Consider the following 21,849-nt stretch of genomic DNA (forward strand, 5'->3'; position numbering starts at 1 on the left):
GTGAGGGACCCCGCCCCCGCATCCCCGGACCACGGACACGATCCGTGCCGCCGGACCGCGGAGCGAACGCGGGCAACCAGAACGCCCAACACCGTTCGGGGCGTTCGGCTGAGCATGAATCCTGGCAACAGGACTCACTCCCGCTCAGTCTCTAGGAACGGTTCGTGACCGCCCCGGGAGTTCGCGAACAGATCGGTGAGCTGCGCGTCGCTCAGGCCCGCGGCGAGGTGGGACAACTCGTCGCCGACGAAGAAGTGTTTGCGGATGTAGGCGGCTTCCCGCGCCGCGTACGTCTGGAGCTGGGCGTCGGGTATCTCACCGAGGCGGCGGACCAGAGAGCCGTCCGTGTCCTGCCGCAGCACGGAGTCCCAGGCCTCGCCCCAAAGGGTTTTCACGACATGCCAGCCCGCACCGCGGAACCGCGCCTCGAGCTCCTGCACGATCTTGGAGTTCGACCGCACCGGACCGTCCAGCCGCTGCAGGTTGCAGTTGACGACGAAGGTGAGGTTGTCGAGACCTTCACGGGCGGCGAGTTCCAGCGCGGCCGTCGACTCGGGTTCGTCCACCTCTCCGTCTCCCAGGAAAGCCCATACCCGTGACCGGGACGTGTCCTTGATGCCCCTGTCGTGCAGGTAGCGGTTGAACCTGGCCTGGTAGACGGCGGCAAGGGGGCCGAGCCCCATCGAGACGGTCGGGAACTCCCACAGCCACGGCAGACGCCGGGGGTGCGGGTAGGACGGCAGGCCGTGACCGTCGGCCTCCCGCCGGAAACCGTCCAACTGCTCCTCGCGCAGCCGGCCCTCCAGGAACACCCGCGCGTAGATGCCGGGCGAGGCATGCCCCTGCAGGTAGAGCTGATCGCCGGAACCTCCCCCACTCTCGGCTCCGCTCGAGCGGGAGGTGCCCCCACCGTCCTTGCCCTTGAAGAAGTGCTGGAACCCGACCTCGTAGAGCCATGCCGCCGAGGCGTAGGTCGAGATGTGGCCGCCCAGACCCAAGCGTGAACCCCGGGTCACCATCGCGGCCGCGTTCCACCGGTTCAGCGCGGTGATACGGGACTCCATGGCGAGGTCGCCCGGGAAGACCGGCTGGGACGACGCCGGGATCGTGTTGATGTAGTCCGAGGACAGCAGCCCCGGGAGGGCCACCCCGGACCTGGCCGCGTACTCGTGCACGCGCCGCAGCAGGTACACGGCGCGATCGGGCCCGGCGTGCCTGATGACGGCGTCGAGCGACGCCTGCCATTCCGCGGTCTCCTCGGCGTCACGGTCGGGCAGTTGGTCGAGTTCGCTCATCGCGGGGAACTCCGCGGGCTGGGCTGGGTCGCTCATGACAGCCTTCTGTGTGGGGCGGGGAGGGGAGAAGGTCGGCTGTCGGTTGGGCTCGCTTCCGACGGCCTGTGACGCGGGGACGTACGCGGGGCCCGGCCGGTCACCCGTGCGTGTGGACAACGGGCTGCGCGAGCCACTCGGTGAACGACATGTGGCCCAGGCGGGCGTTCTCTCCTGGCAGCAGCGTCCGTTCCCGCAACTCGGCACCGAAGTACCGGGCCTGGGCATCGGGGACGACAACTCGCTGGTCACCGCGGGCAGTCAGCACCTCGCCCGCCAGGTCGTCGAGGTGACGCACTTCCGGGCCGGCGACCTCGAGGATGCCGAACAGCGGAAGACCTACGGCGACATGTGCGACGGCGACGGCCACATCCTCCGTCGACACGGGACGGACGAGGACCGGCGGCACGTGGACACGGTCGTAGAAGGTGTTCTTCTCCACCATGATCTCGATGGATTCGAAGAACGGAGTGGCCCGCACGAGCGAGTGAGGAACAGGCGAGTTCCGCACCATGTCCTCCTGGATCAGCTTCGCGCGGAAGTAGTCCGACCACAGCCAGTTGGCTCCCACGGCGGAGAGGACCACGTGGTGCTCGACCCCGGCCGCGACCGCTGCGGTGAGGAGGTTGGTCGTGGCGGTACGGAAGAACTGCAAACCCGCCCCCTCGGTGCGCGCGGGCGCGTCGGTGACGTCCACCAGCACCTCGGCGCCCCGCAGAGCTTCGTCGAGACCGTCCCCCGTGATCACATCCACACCGTGGCGGCGTGAGACGGGCACGACCTCCACACCGTGGTCACGGAGCCTCGCCACCGTCCTGGAGCCGATCCGACCGGTGGCCCCTGCGACAACTACCCTCATCTGGATCCCTTTCCATCGACCCGGGCCGGCGTGCCCCTGGTGTCCTGGTGACGGCGAAGTCACCGCATGCACTACATACGACAGACCACTCACCACTGTTGTGACACCTGTCCGCGCCGCGACCTGAGCTCCGCAGCGCGAGAACTGTCACAGGAGCAGGGCGTGTCCGGTCTCCTCATCGAGGCAGCGTTGAAAAGCCTCGAACGGAAGAGCCGATGGAGGTGCAACAGTGTCAAGCAACGACTCGACGGGCACGACGACCGACGGCAAGCCGCGTTCCGAGGCCTGGAAGACGGCGGCGAGGATGCTCCAGGACGCCGAGCCGCCCCACATCCCCGAGGGCGCCTCGGCGATGACCGTCCTGATCGAGTGGCCGCCCGGTGACCCCGGCACTCCGCCGCACCGTCACTCGGGGCCGGCGTTCGGGTACGTGATCGAGGGCGCGGTGCGCTTCGAGTTGGAGGGAGAGCCGGAGCGTGTGGTCAAGGCCGGGGAGACGTTCTGGGAACCAGGCGGTGACGTCATCCACTACCAGGACGGCAACGCCCTGCCGGACGCGCCCTGCCGGTTCGTCGTGACCATGCTGTGCGCGCCGGGCGAGCCGATGCTCACGCTGGTCGAGGAGGAAGAGCTGGCTGGGCGGGCCCACCTGCGTGCACCGCGTCCTGCGGACTGACCTGCGTCTTCCGGTCCGCGCAGGTCGGCTCTGACCGCAACGGACCCGCTCCGTGGGAGGGCACGAGGAGCATGAGCGCCACTGAGGTTGTATGTGCTCCATGCTGACGTCGCTGTTCGCGGCCGTGACGATCCATGAGCTGCGGCACCGTGTCCTGCCACGGGGTTCAGGGCGGCGCAGGCGGATCGATGGTCTCCCGCACACCGTCATGGCTGTGGCCATGTCCGCGATGGCCTGGATGGCTTGCCCGACGGTGAGTTCGGGCATCCTGGAACGGCCGCGATGCCAAACGGGTCAGCAGATACCTCAGCCGCTCGAGTTCGCCGGGCCGGTTGTGCGCGTGTGACACCGTGTGAGGAGACGCGCTGAGCGTTGGGGGTGACGTCGGCAGTCCGTCTCCCCGCCGTAGGTCGGGGCGGCGTGGAGACGGACCGTGCGCACCTGGCCGGTGAGGGCTAGCCGAACTGGCCGGGCTGGTAGTCCCCGGCAGGCTGCTGGTTGATGACGTTGACGCGGTTGTAGGCGTTGATGACGGCGATGAGGGAAAGCAGGGAGACGAGTTGCTCCTCGTCGAAGTGCTTGGCGGCGTTCGCCCAGGCCTCATCGGTGACACCACCGGCCGCGTCGGCGATGCGGGTGCCCTGCTCGGCCAGTTCCAGTGCGGCGCGCTCGGCTTCGGTGAAGACCTTGGCCTCGCGCCAGGCGGCGACCAGGTTGAGACGCTGCGGGGTCTCTCCCGCCACTGTGGCGTCCTTGGTGTGCATGTCGGTGCAGAAGCCGCAGCCGTTGATCTGGCTCGCGCGAATCTTCACCAACTCCTGGACCGCGGTCGGCAGTGTCGAGTCCGAAACCACCTTGGCGGCCGAGTTGATGTGCTTGAGCACCTTGCCCGCGAGGGGGTGGCCGAAATAGTTGAGACGCGATTCCACGGTGATCTCCTTGCCGCGTTGCGGATACACACTAATGACCGGGATGGCCCGGCAAGGTGTGACAGGAAGTCTGGTGTGACGTGCGTCTCATCGGTTCCGGTCTCGATGGCCCTGGTGCCTCGGACCTGTCTACGGCCTCCTGGTGGCCGGAGCCGCCTGCAGCGGGTTCTTGAACAGCGGGTTCAGGACGATCGTGGCGGCCGCCACGAGCAGCACCGGCGGCCCGGCATGGGGGACCACGATCCGGCCGGGGTCGTCGCAGACGTGCGCGTGCGCGATCGCGGCGCTCCGGATCTCGTCGAGGTACTCGGGCTGGATCGAGCTGGACGTCTCGGTGATCACCACCAGGTCCGGGTTGAGCACGTCGAGCAGCAGCCCGGTCGCCCGGCCCACCGCGTGCGCCCGCTCCCGCAGCAGCGCGTCGGCACGCCGGTCGCCGACCGCCGCCGCGTCCACGAGCAGACCGACGAGGGGTTCGGGGATGATGCCCCGCTCCACCGCGCGCCGGGTGAGACGGGTGTCGGAGACGGTCGCCTCCAGACATCCGGTACGGCCGCACGGGCAGGCCACCGTGCTGTCCGGCACCGGCAGATGCGCGACGTCCCCCGCGCCCGAGCGCGGCCCACTGTGCACCACGCCGGCGATGGCGAGGGCCGCGTCCACCACGTTGCCCACGAACAGGTGCAGCAGGGAACGCCGGGCCGCGGGCCGCCCGAACAGCAGCTCCGACTGCGCCACGGCACGGGCGTGGTTGTCGACCCGCACCGGCAGTCCGGTGCGCCGGTGCAGCTCGGCCGCCAGCGGGTGCTGGTGCCAGCCGAGGGCGTCATGCCGTACGACGGTTCCGGTCTCGGGGTCCACCCAGCCGCCGATCGCCGCGCCCACCCCGAGAAGCCGGCCGCCGTCCGGGGTGTTGTCGGCGATGAAGCGCGCGAGCGCGGGGCCCACGTGGTCCGCGAGTTCGGCGGGGGGAATGCCGTCGTGCCCGAACTCCTGCCGGGCCACCACCGTGCCGCGCAGATCCGTCAGGCCGAAGACCGAGCCGGGCACCCCGATGTGCACGCCCGCGACCAGCGGCCCGCCCGAGCTGCCGGTGCGCAGGTCCACCGGGATCTGCGGCCGGCCCACCCCGCTCGCCGCGACCAGCTCCGGCACCTCGCGCACCAGGCCGAGTCGGGCCAGGTCGGTGCACTGCCGGGAGACGGCAGCCGGGCTCAGCCCCGACAGCCGGGCGATACCGCTGCGGGCGACCGGACCGTGATCGAGGACGGCCCGCAGCACGGACGCGGCATTGGCCTCCCGGCGACCGTCGCCCGAGGCGCGGGCGGCGGGGGGAGCGGTGCTCGACATGAAGGGTCCTTCCGTGCACGTGAGGGGTCCAACATGCCGTGTGCCGGGATGCTTTGGCGACCCAGGAACGACCAGGAACGACCAGGAGCGACCGGGAACGGCCGAGACCACGGCCGGGATGTCGGGGGTGTTGCAGGGCCGTGAAAGGGCTCGGAGAAGTCTTGACCGGCTACGGCCGGGCGCCCAAGCTGAGTGCGGACCACCTCCCCACCATATTCGACTGGCACGGCCTTCACCTGCTCGGATTTCCTTCCGCTCAGAAAGCAACTAATCATCGGCCTCGCGAAGGGACCCTCCCCATGACCTCCATCGCCCCCGCCGCACCCCTCGTCCTCACCGTGGACAAGGTCGGCGGCCGCATCGGCGCCGTGATCTCCGGAGTCCGTCTCGGCGGCGACCTGGACGGGGCCACCGTGGCCGCGATCCGTGCCGCGGTCCTCGAGCACAAGGTCGTCTTCTTCCGCGACCAGCAGCACCTCGACGGCGACCAGCACGAGGCGTTCGGCCGGTTGCTCGGCGAGCCCGTCGCCCACCCGACCGTGCCGTCGGTCGACGGCAAGTACGCCTTCGCCGTCGACAACGACCACGGCGGCCGCGCCAACCAGTGGCACAGCGACGTCACCTTCGTGCCCGCGTTCCCGGCCTTCTCCATCCTGCGCGCCGAGGTCGTCCCGCCGTACGGCGGCAACACCCTGTGGGCCAACACGGCGGCCGCCTACGCCGGACTCCCGCAGCCGCTGAAAGTGCTGGCCGAGAACCTGCGGGCGGTGCACACCAACGACTACGACTACGCGGCCGTGCGGCCGGAGGCGCCGTCCGCGGAACTGCTCCAGCACCGCAAGGTGTTCACCTCGACCAAGTTCGAGACCGAGCACCCCGTGGTGCGGGTCCACCCGGAGACCGGTGAACGGGTGCTGCTGCTCGGCAACTTCGTGAAGAAGCTCGCCGGCCTGCGCGGCAGCGACTCACGTGCCCTCATCAACGTCCTCCAGTCGCACATCGAACGCCCGGAGAACACCGTGCGCTGGCAGTGGCGCACCGGTGACGTCGCCCTCTGGGACAACCGCGCCACCCAGCACTACGGCGTCGACGACTCCGACGCCCACGAGCGCACCCTGCGCAGGGTCACCATCGACGGGGACGTCCCGGTCGGCGTGGACGGCAGCCGCTCGGTCCTGCTGGCACCCCGGACGGTGCCGGATCCGTCGTACGGGATCGCCTCGGGCGCCTCCACCGACGCGACGGTCACACAGGCCTGACCCCTTCCGTGTGCTCACGCAGGGGATGCGGAACAGTCACTGGTCTCCTCCGAGGGAGGCGATCCACGTCCGAACGGCCGCCACCGTGGTCGCCGCGTGCCCCTGCATGAGCGAGAAGTGGTCGCCGGGCACGTCGACGCGCGTGTGCGGCAGCGGCCAGGACGTCGGCCACTCGTCCGGGGCCGCGCTCGCCGCCATCTCAGGGGTGGGCGAGGTGGCCCGTACCAGCAGGGTGGGGGTGTCGACCGGTTCCGGGTCCCAGCCGAGGAACATACGGGTGTACGCGCCCAGCGCCGCCACGCCGCTGTCCTCGTCCCCGCTGAACTCGTTGCCGCCCAGGCGTGGCGCGATGCCCGCCGGCAGGGACAGCAGCCAGTCCTTGTCGCTGTTGCCGTCATGGACGAGGTACGTGTCGAGCAGCACCTGACCGAGGGGAGCGTTCCCCATGGCTTCGAGTCGCCGGGTCACGGCATGGGCGACGACACCTCCGGTGGAGACACCGGCGACCACGAAGGGCCGGTCGCCCACGTGGCGCAGCACCGACTCGGCGTGGGTGAGGGCCAGCGTCTCCCGGTCGGCCGGCACCGCAGCACCCGCACCGATGCCGGGGTGCGGGAACTCCAGAACGTCCAACTCGCCCTGGAAGCAGGCATGGAAGCGGGCGAACTCGCCACCCGGCGCGGCGAAGGGCGGATGGTGTCCGCCGAAGAGGACGAGCACCGGACCCTCGCCGGACCCCTCGGCCCGCCGCAGCGGCGGGAGCGCGTGCCGCCCGCTGTCGGCCGTGTCGAAGGTCGGCACCGCCCAGGACGCCGTGACCAGCATGTGCATCGCGGCGACGACCTGACCGGCCTCGCAGACCCGCCGGTAGAGCGAGGACAGGGTCTGGGCGGGGCGGTCCTCCGGTGCCGTGGGCCGCGGCTCCGGTGCGTCGTGGGGCAGGTCGTCGTCGAGCAGACCGAGGACGTGACGTGCCAGCCCCTCAGAAGTCGGATACTCGAACACCACGGCGGCGGACAGTTGGAGCCGCAGGGCCGTGCTCAGCCGGTTGCGGACCTGAACCGCCATCAGGGAGTCGAAGCCCAGCTCGTCGAAGGCCTTGCCGTCCGGCAGCGCGTCGGCGTCCGGGTAGCCGAGCACCGCCGCCACGTCGGCGCGCATCAACTCCGCGAGCGCGGACTCCCGTTGAGCGTCGGGCAGCGCGGCCAGCACCTTGCGCCACGCTCCCGGCTCCCACGGCTGATCCGCGCCGGGCGGGGAGTCGGCCCCGGCCTCGGACCTCCGCTGCACCAGTCCGCGCAACAGCGGCGGCAAGGGCCCTTGCGCGGCACGGAGGTTGGCCCGGTCCAGCAGGATGGGCGCGAGCACGGGCTCGCCTGTGCGCAGCGCCGCGTCGAACAGTGCCAGGCCCTGTTCGGCGGACACCGCCCGGAGCACCTCACCGGGCCGCCGCGTGTGGGGTGCGGAGGCCATGCCGCCCGCGGACTCCCACGGGCCCCACGCCAGGGAGACCGCGGGAAGTCCCAGCGAGTTGCGGTGGTGGGCCAGGGCGTCCAGGTACGCGTTCGCCGCCGCGTAGTTGCCCTGTCCGGCCCGGCCCAGCAGACCGGACACCGACGAGAACAGGACGAACGCCGACAGGTCCAGGTCCCGGGTCAGCTCGTGCAGATGCCAGGCAGCGTCCGCCTTCGGCCGGAGCACCGCCGCCATCCGCTCGGGCGACAACGAGGCCAGCACGCCGTCGTCCAGCACCCCGGCCGCATGCACTACGGCGGTCAGCGCGGGCGCACAGCCCTTGATCACCTCGGCCAGCGCGCCGCGGTCGCCCGCGTCACAGGCCACGATCCGTACCTCGGCGCCCAACTCCTCGAGCCGACCGCGCAGTTCCTCGGCACCCGGAGCCCGGGAGCCGCGGCGCCCGGTGAGCAGCAGGTGCCGTACGCCGTACGACGTGACGAGATGACGGGCGAGTTCGGCACCCAGCGCACCGGTACCACCGGTGATCAGCACGGTGCCGTCGGGGCCGAAGGCGCCGCCGGCACCGGACGAGGTGTCGAGTGCGGCGACGAGTCGTGGTGCCGTCAACCGCCCGGCGCGAAGGGAGAGTTGGGGCTCACCGGTCGCCACCGCCGTGGGGATCGTCCGCAGCGACTCGGGCCGTCCGTCCACGTCGACCAGCAGGACGCGCCCGGGCAGCTCCGCCTGGGCCGCCCGCACCAGCCCCCACACCGCGGCCCCGGCCGGATCCGGATCCGCAGCGGTGGCGTCCCGCGTCACGACCACCAGGCGCGACCCCGCCGACCGCGGATCGTCCTGCCAGTCCTGCAGCGTGCGGAGCACCTTGGAGGTCAGCAGGTGTACGGCGGTCAGCGGGTCGGCATCCCTCGTCGCGCCGACCGCCGTGACGACGACGGTGTCCGGCTCGGACGTGGCGGAGTCGAACACGTCGGGAAGCGCCCCGCGCAGGCCCAGCTCGTCGTCCAGGAGCACCCAGCTTCCGGTCGCCGGGGCCCCGGTCTGCTCCACGGCGGTCCAGTCGGGGCGGAGGAGGGCCCGGCGCACCAATTCGGCCGTCTCGGTGGGGAGTTCCCGCGTGGTCAGAGAGTCCACCCGAGCCACCAGGCGTCCCGTCGAGTCGGTGAGTGTCACCGTGACCGTGTCCGTCCCGCCGGGGGAGACCCGCACCCGGACCGCCGACGCGCCCACCGCGTCCAGGCGGACACCGTTCCAGGCGAACGGCACCCGGATCGCGTCGGACTCGGGTGCGGAGCCCATGAGCAGCGGAGCGTGCAGGGCCGCGTCCAACAACGCCGGATGGATTCCGAACCGGGCGGCGCCCGCCGACTCCGCTTCGGGCAGGCGGACTTCCGCGAACACCTCGGCACCGCGTCGCCAGAGCCGCCGTACGCCCCGGAAGGCCGGTCCGTAGGCGAGGCCGGTGTCCGCGAGACCGTCGTACGCGTCGGTGAGGTCGATCTCGGTCGCGTCCTGCGGGGGCCACGCGGTTTCCTGCGGCTCCTGCGGTGGGGCGGCCGGGCCGAGCATCCCGGTGGCATGCCGGGTCCAGGCGGGGTCCTCCGCCTCGGGCTCCTCGGGCCGGGCGTAGACGCCGATCGGGCGTCGCCCGGACTCGTCCGACCGGCCCACCACGACCTGGACCCGTACGCCTCCGGCCGGGGGCAGGGTGAGCGGGGCAAGGATCACGAGCTCGTCGAGCGTGCCGCAGCCGACCTCGGCGCCCGCCCGTACGGCCGACTCCACGAACGCCGTCGCGGGGACGAGGACCGTCCCGCCGATCACATGGTCGGCGAGCCACGGCTGGACGGCGGGGGAGAGCACACCGGAGAACACGGTCCGGTCGGTGTCCGGCACGGCGAACCCCGGACCGAGCAAAGGGTGGCCGTGGGGGCTCGCCGCCGGGCCCGGGGTGCGCGGGGCGTCCAGCCAGTACCGCTGCCGCTGGAAGGCGTACGTCGGCAGGTCCACCCGCCGGGCCCCGGTGCCGGCGAACACCGTCGGCCAGTCGACTCGGGCCCCGTGCACATGGAGCCGGGCCAGCGCGGACAGGAGGGTCTCCGGCTCGCGTTCGCCGGCACGGGCGGGGGCGGCGAACAGGGCGCTCTCGGCCAGGCATTCCTTGGCCGCCGCCGTGAGCGCGGGACCCGGGCCGATCTCCAGGAACGCCGAGACGCCGTTGGCCCCGAGCCACCGCACGGTGTCGGCGAACCGCACCGGCAGGCGGGCGTGCCGTACCCAGTACTCGGGCGAACACAGCTCGTCGGCCTCGGCCCGGCGGCCCGACACGGCCGAGACCACCGGGATCCGGGGCGGCCGGAAGGTCAGCCCCTCGGCGACCCGGCGGAAGTCGTCGAGCATCGGTTCCACCAGCGGAGAGTGGAAGGCATGACCGACCCGCAGGCGTACGGTCCTGCGGCCGCGCGTCTCGAACCCGGCCGCGACGGCGAGCACGGCATCTCGCACGCCCGAAATCACCACCGAGCGCGGCCCGTTGACGGAGGCGATCACCACCGGGCGCGGGCCGTCGACGGAACCGGCCGCTTCCTGGTCGCCGAACTCCGCGAGCGCGGCGTGGACTTCCTCCTCCGTCGCGTGCAGTGCCACCATCGCCCCGCCCTCGGGCAGGGCGTGCATCAACCGGCCGCGGGCCGCGACGAGTTCGGCCGCGTCGGGCAGGTCCAGCACTCCGGCGACGTGGGCCGCCGCCAGTTCCCCCACGGAGTGGCCGGCCAGGAAGTCGGGGTGTACTCCCCAGGATTCCAGTAGCCGGAACAGTGCCACCTCGAAGGCGAACAGCCCGGCCTGGGTGAAGTCCGTACGGTCGAGCAGGGCGGCCTCCGGCGAGCCCGGCTCGGCGGACAGCACCAGGCTCAGCGGCCGCTCCAGCCGGTCGTCCAGCTCCCGGCACACCTCGTCGAAGGCGGCGGTGAAGGCGGGGAACGCCGTGCACAACTCCGCTCCCATGCGGGCGCGTTGGGCTCCCTGTCCGGTGAACAGGAAGGCCGTACGCAGACCCGGATCCGCGACCGCCCGTACCGGGTCGATGCCGTCCCTGCCCTCGGCGAGGGCCGTGAGTGCGGCCAGCATCCGCGCCCGGTCGCCGGCCGGCACCACGGCCCGGTGGGCGAGCGCCGACCTCGACACGGCCAGGGTGAGACCGACGTCGGCCGTCAACAGGTCGGGCTGGGCGACGAGATGGTCGGTCAGCCGACGGGCCTGGGCCCGCAAAGCACCCTCGTCGGCGCCGGAGAGCAGCCACGGGACGTTCCCGACGGACCCCGTGGGCGGGCCGGGCGGCGGCGGAGGCTCCTCCAGGATCACGTGCGCGTTCGTCCCGCCGATACCGAAGGCCGACACACCGGCCCGGCGCAGCCTGCCCTCGGCCGTCGGCCACGGCCGGGCCTCGCTCAGCAACTCGACCCGTCCGGCGGACCAGCCGACGTGTGGGGTGGGCGTGTCCGCGTGCAGGGTGCGGGGGAGTTCTTCGTGCCGCATGGCCTGCACCATCTTGATGACCCCGGCGACTCCGGCGGCCGCCTGGGTGTGCCCGAGGTTGGACTTGACCGAGCCCAGCCACAGCGGCGGCCGGTCCTCGGCCCGCTCCCGGCCGTACGTGGCCAGCAGGGCCCGCGCTTCGACGGGGTCGCCGAGCCGGGTGCCCGTGCCGTGCGCCTCCACGACGTCCACGTCCTCCGCGCGGAGCCCGGAGTCGGCCAACGCCCCTGTGATCAGCCGCTGTTGGGCCTGGCCATTGGGGGCCGTCAGACCGTTGGAGGTGCCGTCGGAGTTGACGGCGGAGCCGCGCAGCACGGCCAGGACCGGGTGACCGTGGCGCCGGGCGTCGGACAGCCGCTCCAGCAGCACCAGCCCCGCGCCCTCGCCCCAGGCGGTGCCGTCCGCCGTGGCCGAGAACGACTTGCAGCGGCCGTCGGCCGACAGGCCCCGCTGGCGGCTGAACGCGGTGAACGACCTGGGAGTCGCCATCACCGTGACCCCGCCGGCCAGGGCCAGCGAGCACTCGCCCGAGCGCAGCGCCCTGGCCGCCCAGTGCAGCGCCACCAGCGAGGAGGAGCATGCGGTGTCGAGTGTGATCGACGGCCCGCGCAGGCCGTAGACGTAGGAGATCCGGCCGGAGGCCACGCTGCCCGCCGAGCCCAGGGCCAGATGGGCCTCCAGCTCGTGAGGGGTGGTGAAGCGGGCCGCGTAGTCGTCGTGCATCACGCCGACGAACACGCCGGTGTCGCTCTCGTGCAGCGCGGCCGGGTCGATGCCCGCCCGCTCCCAGACCTCCCACGAGGTCTCCAGGAGCAGCCGCTGCTGCGGGTCCGTGGCCAGCGCCTCGCGCGGCGAGATCCCGAACAGGCCCGCGTCGAACTCCGCGGCCCGGTGCAGGAATCCGCCGCTGCGGGTGTACGAGGTCCCGATCCGGTCCGGGTCGGGATCGTGCAGGGCAGCCAGGTCCCAGCCCCGGTCGGTGGGGAAGTCCGAGATGGCGTCCCGGCCCTGCGACACCAACTGCCACAGGTCCTCGGGGGAGTTGACGTCGCCGGGATAGCGGCAGCCCATGGCGACGATCACGATCGGGTCGTCCGCCGACGCTTCGGCGACGGAGTGCGGCGCGGCCGCGGACTCCGGGGTGAAGAGGGTGTCGTACACATGCCGGGCCAGCGCGGCCGGTGTGGGGTGGTCGAAGACCAGCGTGGAGGGGAGCCGCAGCCCGGTCGCCTCGCCGAGCCGCTCGATCAGCGCGACGGCGCCCGCGGACGTCAGTCCGAGATCGGTGAAGGGGCTGCCCGCGTCGAGCCGCTCGTCCGGACCGCCGCCCCAGACCTCGGCCGTCTCGGCCAACACGGCCTCGAGCAGGGCGCGTTCGCGTCCCTCCGGTGGCAGGGACAGGAGCTGGCGGCGCAGGGAACCGTCGGTCGCCTTGGGGGAGGAGGGCGCCGTGGGGCGGATGTCGACCTTGTGGCGGGCGATCTTGCCGGATGCCGTACGCGGGACGGCGGCGATCTCGTGGATCTCGACGGGCAGCTTGTACTCGGCCAGGCGGGTGCGGCACGCGTCCAGTACCCGCCGCGGGTCGACCCCGTCCGGGCCCGGCACGACGAAGGCCACCGGGACCTCGCCGAGCACGTCGTGCGGCCTGCCCACCACCACCGCGTCCCGCACGCCGGGACAGCGCAGCAGGGCCTCCTCGACCTCCGTGGGGTGGATGTTCTCCCCGCCCCGGATGATCAGTTCGCTGACCCGGCCGGTGAGGACGAGATGGCCGTGCTCGGCGCGCCGGCCGAGGTCTCCGGTGCGGTACCAGCCGTCCCGCAGCGCGGCCGCGGTCTCCTCGGGCCGGTTGTGGTACCCGGTCATGAGGCTCGGCCCGCGCACCCAGATCTCGCCCTCGTCGCCGTCGGCGACATCGTTGCCAGAGCGGGGATCGACGATCCGTACGTCCATCCCCGGCGACGGGGTCCCGCAGGAGCCGTCGACGCGCGGTCCGTCCGGCCGGTTCACCGCGATCATCCCGCAGGTCTCGGTACTGCCGTACGCGTCGAACAGCGGAGCCCCCAGCAGTTCCTCCACCGCCCGACGCAGCGCCGGGGAGCTCGGCGCGCCCGCCACGAAACAGGTCCGCAGACCTGTCGGGGCCGGGGTCTCCTCGGCGAGTGCCACCAGTTGGTGATAGACGGCGGGCACCCCGGCCAGCAGGGTGTAGGGGCCGCCCAGGGCTTCGTGCGGTGTGCTCAGCTCCCTCAACAGCCCACCGGGTGAGAGGAGTTCGCCGGTGATCGTGGCGCTCGCGCCCACGGCGGTGACGCCCAGGATCGCGAGGGAGTGCCCGAAGCTGTGGAACAGCGGGAGCGGCCACAGCAGCCGGTCCTCGGCGGAGAGCCCGAAGACCGGGGCGTAACAGGCCGCCACCGACCACAGCGCGGCACGTTGTGTGGACAGCACGCCCTTGGGGTGGTGGGTGGTGCCGGAGGTGTAGAGCATCCAGGCGGGCTCGTCGAGACCGAGGTCGTCCCGAGGCGGTTCGGGCTGCTCGGCGGCGGCCACGCTCTCGAACAGGACCATGCCGTCGGGGACCGGTCCGTCGCCGGTGAGCACGATGTGCGTACGGCGGTGCTCCGGGCCCAGGCGGTCCAGCCGGGCCGGGTCGGTGACCAGGACCGAAGCGCCGCTGTCCGCGAGGAACCGGGCGAGCTCGTCGTCGGAGGAACGGGGGTTGAGCGGCACGCCGACCGCTCCCGCCCTGACGACGGCGAGCAGGCTCTCCACCATCTCCACGCGGTTGCCCAGGCAGATCGCGACCCGGTCGCCGCGCCGGAGCCCCGTCCGGGCGAGATACGCGGCCAGCCGGCCGGTGCGCCGCTCCAACTCGGCGTAGGTGACGCCGCGCACATCGTCGGCGAACGCCACCCGCGACGGCACGTTCTCGGCGTGCGCCTTCAGCAGCTCGGACAGTGGCCGGATCAGCTCGTGCTGGGTCATGTTCCCGCCCCTCCGGAACGGCCGTACTCAATCTCCGTGCAGATCATCGGTGTTGAGCCTACGGGCACGGTTACCGGGTGATCGAAATATCTCCCCGATCGACGGCAACCCTCGCGGGGCGGGCGGCAACTGGTGGGACAAGGGCATTCCCGGAACATCCCCCGAACCTCCCCGATCTTCGAACGAGAGTCACCACATGGGCACCAGAGCCACCCTGCGCAAGCCGCACCGCAAGAGTTCCAACCGCCGCCGCAGCGTGATCATCGGCGCGCTGACCACCAGCCTGGTGGGCGGCGCCGTCGTCGGCGGTGTGCTGATGTCGGCGTCCGCCTCCGGCCCGGGCGCGGGCACCTACCGGCTGGTGAACGCCGCGGACGGGACCTGCCTGGACGTGCCGTCCGCGAGCACCGCCGACGGTGTGCAGCTGACGCAGACGGACTGCACCGGCTCCGCCGGCCAGACGTGGCAACTCGCCTCCTCCGGCGAGGGGTTCACGCTCAGGGCCGCGCACAGCGCGCTGTGCGCGGGAGTGAAGGGTGACTCGACGTCGGTCGGCAAGGCCGTGCAGCAGCAGACCTGTGACGGCGGCGCCTCGCAGGTGTGGAAGGTCAGCGCGGTGGGAGAGGCGTACCACCTGGTCAACTCAGGCAGCGGCAAGTGCCTGAACGTCAAGGCCGGGCTGTCGCAGCAGAACTCCTGCGACAAGGCGAGCAGCAAGAGCTGGAAGCTGGAGTCGGCGAGCGGCGCGTCCCCGTCGGCCTCCGCTTCCGCCACCAACGCGTCCCCGTCCCCCTCCGCGTCGAAGACGTCGGCCGCCCCGTCCGCCTCGGCCTCGGCGACCAAGAGCGCCACGGCCTCGGCCTCCGCCACTCCGACGGCTACGGCCACGGCGACGTCCGGCACCGGATTCGCCGCCTGGCCCACCGCCACCGGCAAGCAGGCGGTGACCGCCACCATCGAGGTCTCCGGCAGCTACGACGGCAGCCTCAAGCAGTTCTACGGCGCGGGCAGCCTCGGCAGCGACAGCCAGGACGAGGACCAGGGCCCGCTCTTCGAACTCGCCGACGGGGCGACGCTGAAGAACGTGATCCTCGGCTCCCCGGCCGCCGACGGCGTGCACTGCCTCGGCAGCTGCACCCTGCAGAACGTGTGGTGGCAGGACGTCGGCGAGGACGCCGCCACCTTCAAGGGCAAGTCGGCCTCGGCGACCTACCTCGTCGACGGCGGCGGCGCCCAGAAGGCGGACGACAAGGTCTTCCAGCACAACGGCGCCGGAACCCTGACCATCAGGAACTTCCAGGTCTCCGACTTCGGCAAGCTCTACCGCTCGTGCGGCAACTGCAAGACGCAGTACGAACGCCACGTCGTGATCAGCAACGTGAAGGTCACCGCCCCCGGCAAGGCCGTCGCCGGGATCAACTCCAACTACGGTGACACCGCCACGCTTTCCGGCGTGACGATCGTCGGCGACAGCAGCAAGAAGATCGCCGTCTGCGAACGCTTCCAGGGCAACTCGACCGGCGCGGAGCCGTCGTCCCTCGGCAGCGGACCGGACGGCACGCACTGCAAGTACAGCGAGTCGGCCATCACCTACCAGTGACGGCAGCGCCCTCGCCCGGGGAAACCGGGCGAGGGCGGCTGTGTCGCCCCTCAGGGGCGGCTCACCTGGGCGTGTGATTCAGAAGCCGCCGGGGGTGCGGCCGAGGGTGTTGTCGGGGTCGCCGGGGTCGACGCCCTTGACCTGGCCGAAGTACAGCTCGACCTGGGAGCGGAAGCGCTCGACCGACGCGCGGTCGGACATGAACTTCGCGAACGCCTTCGGGTCGGTGTTCTTGTACGACGCCAGCGGCTTGAGGCCGGTCGGCGGAGCGACGTCCTTGCGCACGGACCAGGTCCACGTCGCGATCGCGTTCTCCTGCGTGGCCTCGGAGTTGAGCCAGCTCATGAAGAGCTTGGCGCCCGCCTTGTGCGGGGCCTTGTCGAAGATCGCGCCGCGCTGGGCCCAGGAGTTGAAGCGCTCGGTGTCGGAGAAGACCTGGGTGCCGCTCGGGCGGGTGTCGCCGCCGACGGCGATCGAGGCGAGGTAGTCGCCGCTTGCCACGCCGGCGGCCGCGCCGGGGACTCCGCGGATCAGCTTGGGGTTCTGCTGGACCAGCTTGGCCAGGTAGTTCCAGCCGTACTTGTCGACGATCTGCTTGTAGCCGAACAGCACGGCGTCGTCGTCATTGGGATAGGTCAGGATCAGCTTGTTCTTGTATGCCGGCTCGAGCAGATCGGTGCCCTTGAAATCGCTCTGCTTCGACGGGAGTTGCTCGGTGTTGACGAGGTAGGAGAAGGCGCCGTAGAAGACACCGGTGTAGTAGCCGTCCTTGTCCTTGTCCTTGGCGTTGGTGAACACCTTGTCCCAGCCGACCGGCTTGTACTTGAGCAGGTCGCCGTGGGCCTTCCACCGGTCGAAGTCCTGGGAGGTCTGCAGGATCGCGGCGTCGGCGGTCAGCTTCCCCGTGGCGAGCTGGTTGTCGATGCGGGCGTTGTGGTACTTGCTGAGATCGGTGACCAGGTGGATCTTCATGTCGGGGAACTGCTTCGTGAAGGCGTCGGCCAGCGAGTCCCACTGGCCGGGCGCGTCGCCGCCGATGTAGACGGTGACCTTGCCGCCCTCCGCCTCGGCCGCCTTGTACAGCGCCTGCAGCTGGTCCTGCTCGGAGGCGGGGGCCGCCGGGGAGGTGGTCTGGGCGATCGCGGTGGTGGCGACGGCGGACAGGGCCAGGGCGGCGGCGACGGCCGTACCGAGCCTCTGCTTCTTGCTGAGCTTCATGGGATGTGCTGCCCTTCGTGCTAATGCTTGACAGTTCAAACATCTCGACGAGGGTCGAGACTATCTCTTGTGATTGAAAGTTCAAACGGAATCGGGTAGGGTGTGGCCATGAACACGACGCCGCGCTGGCTGGACGCCGAGGAGCGACGGGCCTGGATGGCCTACATCGACTTCTCCACGCTCCTCGGCGACTACCTGAACCGGCAGCTGCGGCGCGACGCCGGGATGACCCACGCCGACTACACGCTGCTGTCACACCTCTCGTCGGTGCCCGACCACGTCCTGGGCATGTCCGAGCTGGCCCGGCGGCTGAAGATCACCCGCAGCCGGCTCACCCACGCGGTGACCCGGCTGCGTGACGCCGGCCTCGTGGACCGGCGGGAGGATCCCGCGGACGGACGCGGCCAGCTCGCCGTCCTCACGGAGGAGGGGATCGCCGTGCTGGAAGAGGCAGCTCCCGGTCATGTGGACGCCGTACGCCGGGCGGTCTTCGACGCCCTCAGCCGCGAGCAGGTCCGCCAGCTCGCCGAGATCGGCGAGGCGATCGGCGACGCCCTGCACCGCGTCGAGGCCGTCGAGACGGACCCGGCGGTGCTGCCCTGGCGCCGGCGGTAGGGGACGCTAGGCGCTCGGCTCGAAGCGCCGCATGTGCCGTCGTTGCGCTGCGGCGCCGTCGTGGCTGGTCGCTACCCCACTCTCGGCTTCGCTCGAGCGGGGGCCCCATCGCGGCGGAGCCGCATATCGATACGGCCCCGCGCCCCTTCAGGGCGCTGCCGAACCGCACCGGACTTCGCCCGCGCCGCTCAGAACCAGTCGCCTCGACGGGCCGGCTCGGGACGGTGGACGCCCTCGGGCCGGTAACCGAGGTCGTCGGAGAGGCCCAGCAGATCCGCCAGGTACCAGATGATGGCCAGCCACATCTCGGTGCCCTGGAGCCCGGGTTCCGGACCCGGACCGGCGGTGCCCGGACCGAAGCCGAACCCCCGTCCCTCCCGCCAGCGGGGCAACGCCGTGGCCAGCTGCCGTTCCGCCCAGGTGCGTATCTCGGCCGACCGGTAGCCGTCACCGCCCGCGCCCGCCCCGAGCTGCCGGGTGCACAGCCACAGGGGATGGGCGACGTCCAGCACGTTGCAGGCGTTCTCCTGTCCCGCCCCGAAGTGCCGGGAGTCGCGCGCGTGGTCCAGGACCGCGTCCACCACCCGCTCCGGGTACGGCACCGGCACCCCGAACTGGGCGAACGAGCCCCGCGTCAGCCGGTAGTAGCCGTTGACCACCTGGAGCCGGCCCTCCTCGAGTGACGGGCTGCCCCACATCCCGGTCCACGGGTCGGCCCGCGTCAGCAGCCAGCCGAACAGGGCTTCCGGCCCCGCCTGGCCGTCGTGCGCGTGCCGCGGGTTCCAGTGGGCCGCCGTCGCCCAGCTGTCGATCCAGGCGCCGGCGCCCCACGCGTCCTTGCGCCAAGGCAGCCCGTCGAGCCGTGCGACGAGTTGACGAGCCGTCATCTCCCTTACGCCGCGCACCGGATGGGGGAGAGAGCTGCCCAGCAGGTCGAGGGCGTAGCCGACGGACAGGACGTGGTACAGCGCGGCCCCGGTGCCGACGAAGCCGTCGTCGTCCGGCACCGGCAGGGCCTCCCCGAACTCCGGCACCAGGCCGGTGTCCGGGTCCTGAAGCCCGGCCAGCCGCCCGACATGTTCGTTCGCGTCCAGCTGTTCCGGTGCGGCGCCCAGCAGCAGGCCGGCGATCTCCACGGCGTCGCAGTGCGCCCGTACGGTGGGTGCCGCGCCGGGGCGGTCGACGTACCGCTCGCCGTCCCAGCACCGGGCGAGGAGCTCGGTGGCCTGGGCGCGGGCGGTGTCGGCGAAGCCGGCCAGGGTGTCCCTGCCGGACGCCGGTCGTGCCCCCTTCGCCTCCCGCCGGTCCCGAAGACGCCGTGCCGGGTTCCCGGCGGCCACCGACCACGCCGGCAGATCCTTGGTGACCACCGCCCCCGCACCGATCACACAGTGGTCCCCGATGGTCACACCGTCCACCACGACCACGTGCGAGCCGATCCACACGTCGTCCCCGACCTTGATCCCCCGGCTGGTGAGCGGCTGCCGGAACACCGGCAGGTCGGTGGCCATCGTGTGGTTGAAGCCGAGCAGCGAGGTGTGGGCACCGATGCGTACGCCGCTGCCCAGCGCGACGGTGCCCCGCACCGTACTGAACGGGTTCAGCGTGCAGTCCGTGCCGGTGGTCAGCTCCCCGGTGACATAGGCGTGCGCGGCGATGTACGAGTTGTCGCCGAGGCGCAGCCGGTCCGGGAACGCCGCCGCGGACTCGGCGACGTAGCACCGCTCGCCGATCTCGCTGTCGCCGCAGACGGACCGTTGCCGGTCCCGCTGCGCGGCGCGTTGCTCCTCGGTCGCCGCCTCCGCGAACAGCCACGGACAGTGGTCGAAGTGCCGTACGGACTGCTCCTGGTGGTGATCCATGCGCCGAACGCTAGCTAGGGCCTGTCCGGCGGATCATGCCGGCGTCGCGGGGTCTGGCACGCGCTCCCCCACTGCCTCAAAGTCGTGGGGGGACCCCAGCGGCGTTGTCGTCGGTTGCCGCCCCCCCACACGCTCGAACAACCTCGCGCGGGTGGACCCTCATCGCGTCGCCGCCCTCCTCCGCCTTGCAGCTGCACGCACCAGACCCCGCTCGGATTGCCTGACAAGCACCGTTCCTTGCAGCCGGCCTGATCCGCCGGACAGGCCCGGGGCAACCGGTTGGCCACACGGGAAGAGTGCGTGTCGCGACGTCCGGCGGCCCGGGATGGTAGAGAAGCGGGCATGACCAACTTGCTCTTCCCCGCCCGCCCGGCAGGTGTCCGATGACCGCGGGCATCGACACCCCCGACCGCCGGGGCCGCACCGGACTCGACCGCACCGGCCTGGACCTCACCGGCAATCCACGGGTCAAGGTCCGGGACGTGAAACTGCTGTCCAGCCACTGGTACGTCGAGCGCGCCACCACCTTCGACCTCCAGCTGGCCGACGGCACCTGGAGCACCCAGCAACGCGAGACCCACGACCGCGGCAACGGCGCCACCATGCTGCTGTACGACGCGGAACGCGAAACCGTGCTGCTCACCCGCCAGTTCCGCTTCCCGGTGTACGTCAACGGACACCCCGACGGCATGCTGGTCGAGACACCGGGCGGACTGCTCGACGACGATGACGAGCACCCGGAGATCGCCGTACGGCGCGAGGTCGTCGAGGAGACCGGGCACACCATCGGCGAGGTCCGGCACGTCTTCGACGTCTACATGAGCCCCGGCTCGGTCACCGAACGCGTCAGCTTCTACGCCGCCGCCTACGGCCCGTCTACCCGTACCCACGAAGGCGGCGGCCTGGACGAGGAGGGCGAGGACATCGAGATCCTCGAACTGCCCTTCCGCAGAGCCCTGGAGATGATCCGTACCGGGGAGATCGCCGACGCCAAGACGATCATGCTGCTCCAATGGGCCGCACTGGAGGGGCCGTTCGCGCGCCCTTGACTTGAAGTGCGCTTCAAGATGAAGACTCCCGTTCGTGCGCCCCGGACGAGGGCGCGAACGGGAGGACGACCATGAAGTACCGCACCATCGGCACCGATCCGGACCACCGCCGCGAGGTCAGCGTGCTCGCACTCGGCGCGATGCTGTTCGGCTCACGGACCGACGAGGAGACGTCCTTCGCCATCCTCGACCGCTATGTCGAGGCCGGCGGCAACTTCATCGACACGTCCGACAACTACGCCTTCTGGGAGGACGGCGGCCAGGGCGGCCAGAGCGAGGAACTCCTCGGCCGGTGGCGGCGCAGCCGCGGCATCGGCGACGAGATCTTCATCGCCACCAAGCTCGGCGCCCGCCCGCTCGCCCCCGGCACGAGCTACGTCGACAACGCGGAGGGCCTGTCCGCCAAGGCGATCCGCGAGTCGGCCGGGAGCGCCTCGGCGTCGAGAAACTGGACCTGCTCTACGCCCACATCGAGGACCACGAGGTCCCTCTCCGGGAGACCGTCGAGGGATTCGCCGAGCTGGTGGCCGAGGGCACGGTCGGACTCCTCGGCGTCAGCAACCACGCCGCGTGGCGGGTGGAGCGGGCCCGCGCCCTGGCGACCGGCGCAGGCCTGCCCGGTTACGAGGTGCTCCAGTACGAGCACAGCTACCTCAGGCCTCGGACCGACATCCCCGGCGACCTCTTCCCGGACGGCAGTCTGGGCGCCGCGGGACCGGACCTGCTCGGCTATCTGCGGGCCGAGCCCGGCCTGACCCTGGTCGCCTACTCGCCGCTGCTCAAGGGTGCTTACACGAACCCCGACCGACCGCTGCTCACCGGATACGACCATCCGGGAACCCCGCCCCGGCTCCAGGCCCTGCGGGAGATCGCGCGGGAGGCCGGCGCCACCGCCAACCAGGTCGTACTGGCGTGGCAGTTGGGCGGCGAACTCCCGATCGTCCCGCTGGTCGGCACGTCCTCGGTGGCCCAACTGGAGGAGAACCTGGCCGCGGTGGACCTGGAACTCACCCCGGAGCAGCGGGCACGGCTCGACGCGGCCCACTGAGCCCGTCGTTCCGCTTCCCCGGCCGAACATCGGTGGTGAACGACCTGCC

Annotated in this window: 12 protein-coding genes and 4 pseudogenes; 8 read left to right on the forward strand and 8 right to left on the reverse strand. The window is 71.6% G+C overall.

The window, feature by feature from the left end; all coding sequences use genetic code 11:
* A pseudogene (locus IG08_RS61665) lies at window positions 1–155 on the forward strand (transposase); the annotation flags it as partial.
* 3 nt (window positions 156–158) lie between these two features.
* On the opposite strand, the pseudogene IG08_RS0133445 reads toward IG08_RS61665, so the two are convergent.
* Together IG08_RS0133445 and IG08_RS0133450 are read right to left on the reverse strand one after the other, a co-directional pair.
* Window positions 159–1,331: pseudogene (locus tag IG08_RS0133445) on the reverse strand (pyruvate dehydrogenase (acetyl-transferring), homodimeric type); the annotation flags it as partial.
* 100 nt (window positions 1,332–1,431) lie between these two features.
* Entirely contained in the window at window positions 1,432–2,190 is a 759-nt protein-coding gene (locus tag IG08_RS0133450) for an SDR family oxidoreductase (RefSeq protein ID WP_030611264.1), read from the reverse strand.
* Window positions 2,191–2,494: 304 nt separating this feature from the next.
* Here IG08_RS0133450 and IG08_RS0133455 point away from each other — a divergent pair, with 304 nt between their 5' ends.
* Window positions 2,495–2,866: a cupin domain-containing protein gene (locus IG08_RS0133455; protein WP_078655853.1), complete on the forward strand. Its 372-nt coding sequence runs from the start codon at window positions 2,495–2,497 to the stop codon at window positions 2,864–2,866.
* A gap of 455 nt (window positions 2,867–3,321) precedes the next feature.
* Here IG08_RS0133455 and IG08_RS0133465 read toward each other — a convergent pair whose 3' ends face one another.
* Window positions 3,322–3,795 carry a carboxymuconolactone decarboxylase family protein gene (locus IG08_RS0133465; protein WP_030611273.1) on the reverse strand — a complete coding sequence of 158 codons (474 nt, stop codon included), beginning with the start codon at window positions 3,793–3,795 and terminating at the stop codon, window positions 3,322–3,324.
* A gap of 129 nt (window positions 3,796–3,924) precedes the next feature.
* Entirely contained in the window at window positions 3,925–5,145 is a 1,221-nt protein-coding gene (locus IG08_RS0133470) for an ROK family transcriptional regulator (RefSeq protein WP_030611276.1), read from the reverse strand.
* Between the two features lie 299 nt (window positions 5,146–5,444).
* On the opposite strand from IG08_RS0133470, the gene IG08_RS0133475 reads away from it, so the two are divergent.
* Window positions 5,445–6,404, forward strand: a complete 960-nt coding sequence (locus IG08_RS0133475) for a TauD/TfdA dioxygenase family protein (protein WP_030611278.1) — start codon at window positions 5,445–5,447, stop codon at window positions 6,402–6,404.
* Between the two features lie 36 nt (window positions 6,405–6,440).
* Here IG08_RS0133475 and IG08_RS0133480 read toward each other — a convergent pair whose 3' ends face one another.
* On the reverse strand, window positions 6,441–14,408 hold the full coding sequence (locus IG08_RS0133480) for a type I polyketide synthase (protein ID WP_030611280.1): 7,968 nt from the start codon (window positions 14,406–14,408) through the stop codon (window positions 6,441–6,443).
* A gap of 316 nt (window positions 14,409–14,724) precedes the next feature.
* Between IG08_RS0133480 and IG08_RS61670 the strand changes: the two are divergent.
* Both IG08_RS61670 and IG08_RS61675 read left to right on the forward strand, forming a co-directional pair.
* Window positions 14,725–15,108: pseudogene (locus tag IG08_RS61670) on the forward strand (RICIN domain-containing protein); the annotation flags it as partial.
* A gap of 27 nt (window positions 15,109–15,135) precedes the next feature.
* Window positions 15,136–16,008 carry a pectate lyase gene (locus tag IG08_RS61675; protein WP_420823303.1) on the forward strand — a complete coding sequence of 291 codons (873 nt, stop codon included), beginning with the start codon at window positions 15,136–15,138 and terminating at the stop codon, window positions 16,006–16,008.
* Between the two features lie 78 nt (window positions 16,009–16,086).
* On the opposite strand, the gene IG08_RS0133490 is transcribed toward IG08_RS61675, so the two are convergent.
* Window positions 16,087–17,226, reverse strand: coding sequence for an ABC transporter substrate-binding protein (locus IG08_RS0133490; RefSeq protein WP_030611286.1), 1,140 nt, complete (start codon window positions 17,224–17,226; stop codon window positions 16,087–16,089).
* Between the two features lie 108 nt (window positions 17,227–17,334).
* On the opposite strand from IG08_RS0133490, the gene IG08_RS0133495 reads away from it, so the two are divergent.
* Window positions 17,335–17,841, forward strand: a complete 507-nt coding sequence (locus tag IG08_RS0133495; RefSeq protein ID WP_030611289.1) for a MarR family winged helix-turn-helix transcriptional regulator — start codon at window positions 17,335–17,337, stop codon at window positions 17,839–17,841.
* A 188-nt stretch (window positions 17,842–18,029) separates the two neighbouring features.
* Here IG08_RS0133495 and IG08_RS0133500 read toward each other — a convergent pair whose 3' ends face one another.
* The gene (locus tag IG08_RS0133500) at window positions 18,030–19,703 is read right to left on the reverse strand and encodes an acyltransferase (RefSeq protein ID WP_030611292.1); all 1,674 of its coding nucleotides are present in this window, start codon (window positions 19,701–19,703) and stop codon (window positions 18,030–18,032) included.
* A 383-nt stretch (window positions 19,704–20,086) separates the two neighbouring features.
* Here IG08_RS0133500 and IG08_RS0133505 point away from each other — a divergent pair, with 383 nt between their 5' ends.
* Entirely contained in the window at window positions 20,087–20,752 is a 666-nt protein-coding gene (locus tag IG08_RS0133505; RefSeq protein ID WP_030611296.1) for an NUDIX domain-containing protein, read from the forward strand.
* A gap of 13 nt (window positions 20,753–20,765) precedes the next feature.
* On the opposite strand, the gene IG08_RS61680 is transcribed toward IG08_RS0133505, so the two are convergent.
* A complete protein-coding gene (locus tag IG08_RS61680; RefSeq protein WP_234343035.1) occupies window positions 20,766–20,936 on the reverse strand; it encodes a hypothetical protein in 171 nt (56 codons plus the stop codon).
* On the opposite strand from IG08_RS61680, the pseudogene IG08_RS54655 reads away from it, so the two are divergent.
* A pseudogene (locus tag IG08_RS54655) lies at window positions 20,893–21,800 on the forward strand (aldo/keto reductase). The gene IG08_RS61680 and the pseudogene IG08_RS54655 overlap by 44 nt on opposite strands.
* Window positions 21,801–21,849 lie beyond the last annotated feature (49 nt).

Origin of the sequence: Streptomyces fulvoviolaceus, from assembly GCF_000718165.1 — a bacterium.
GTDB classification, from domain to species: Bacteria; Actinomycetota; Actinomycetes; order Streptomycetales; family Streptomycetaceae; genus Streptomyces; species Streptomyces fulvoviolaceus.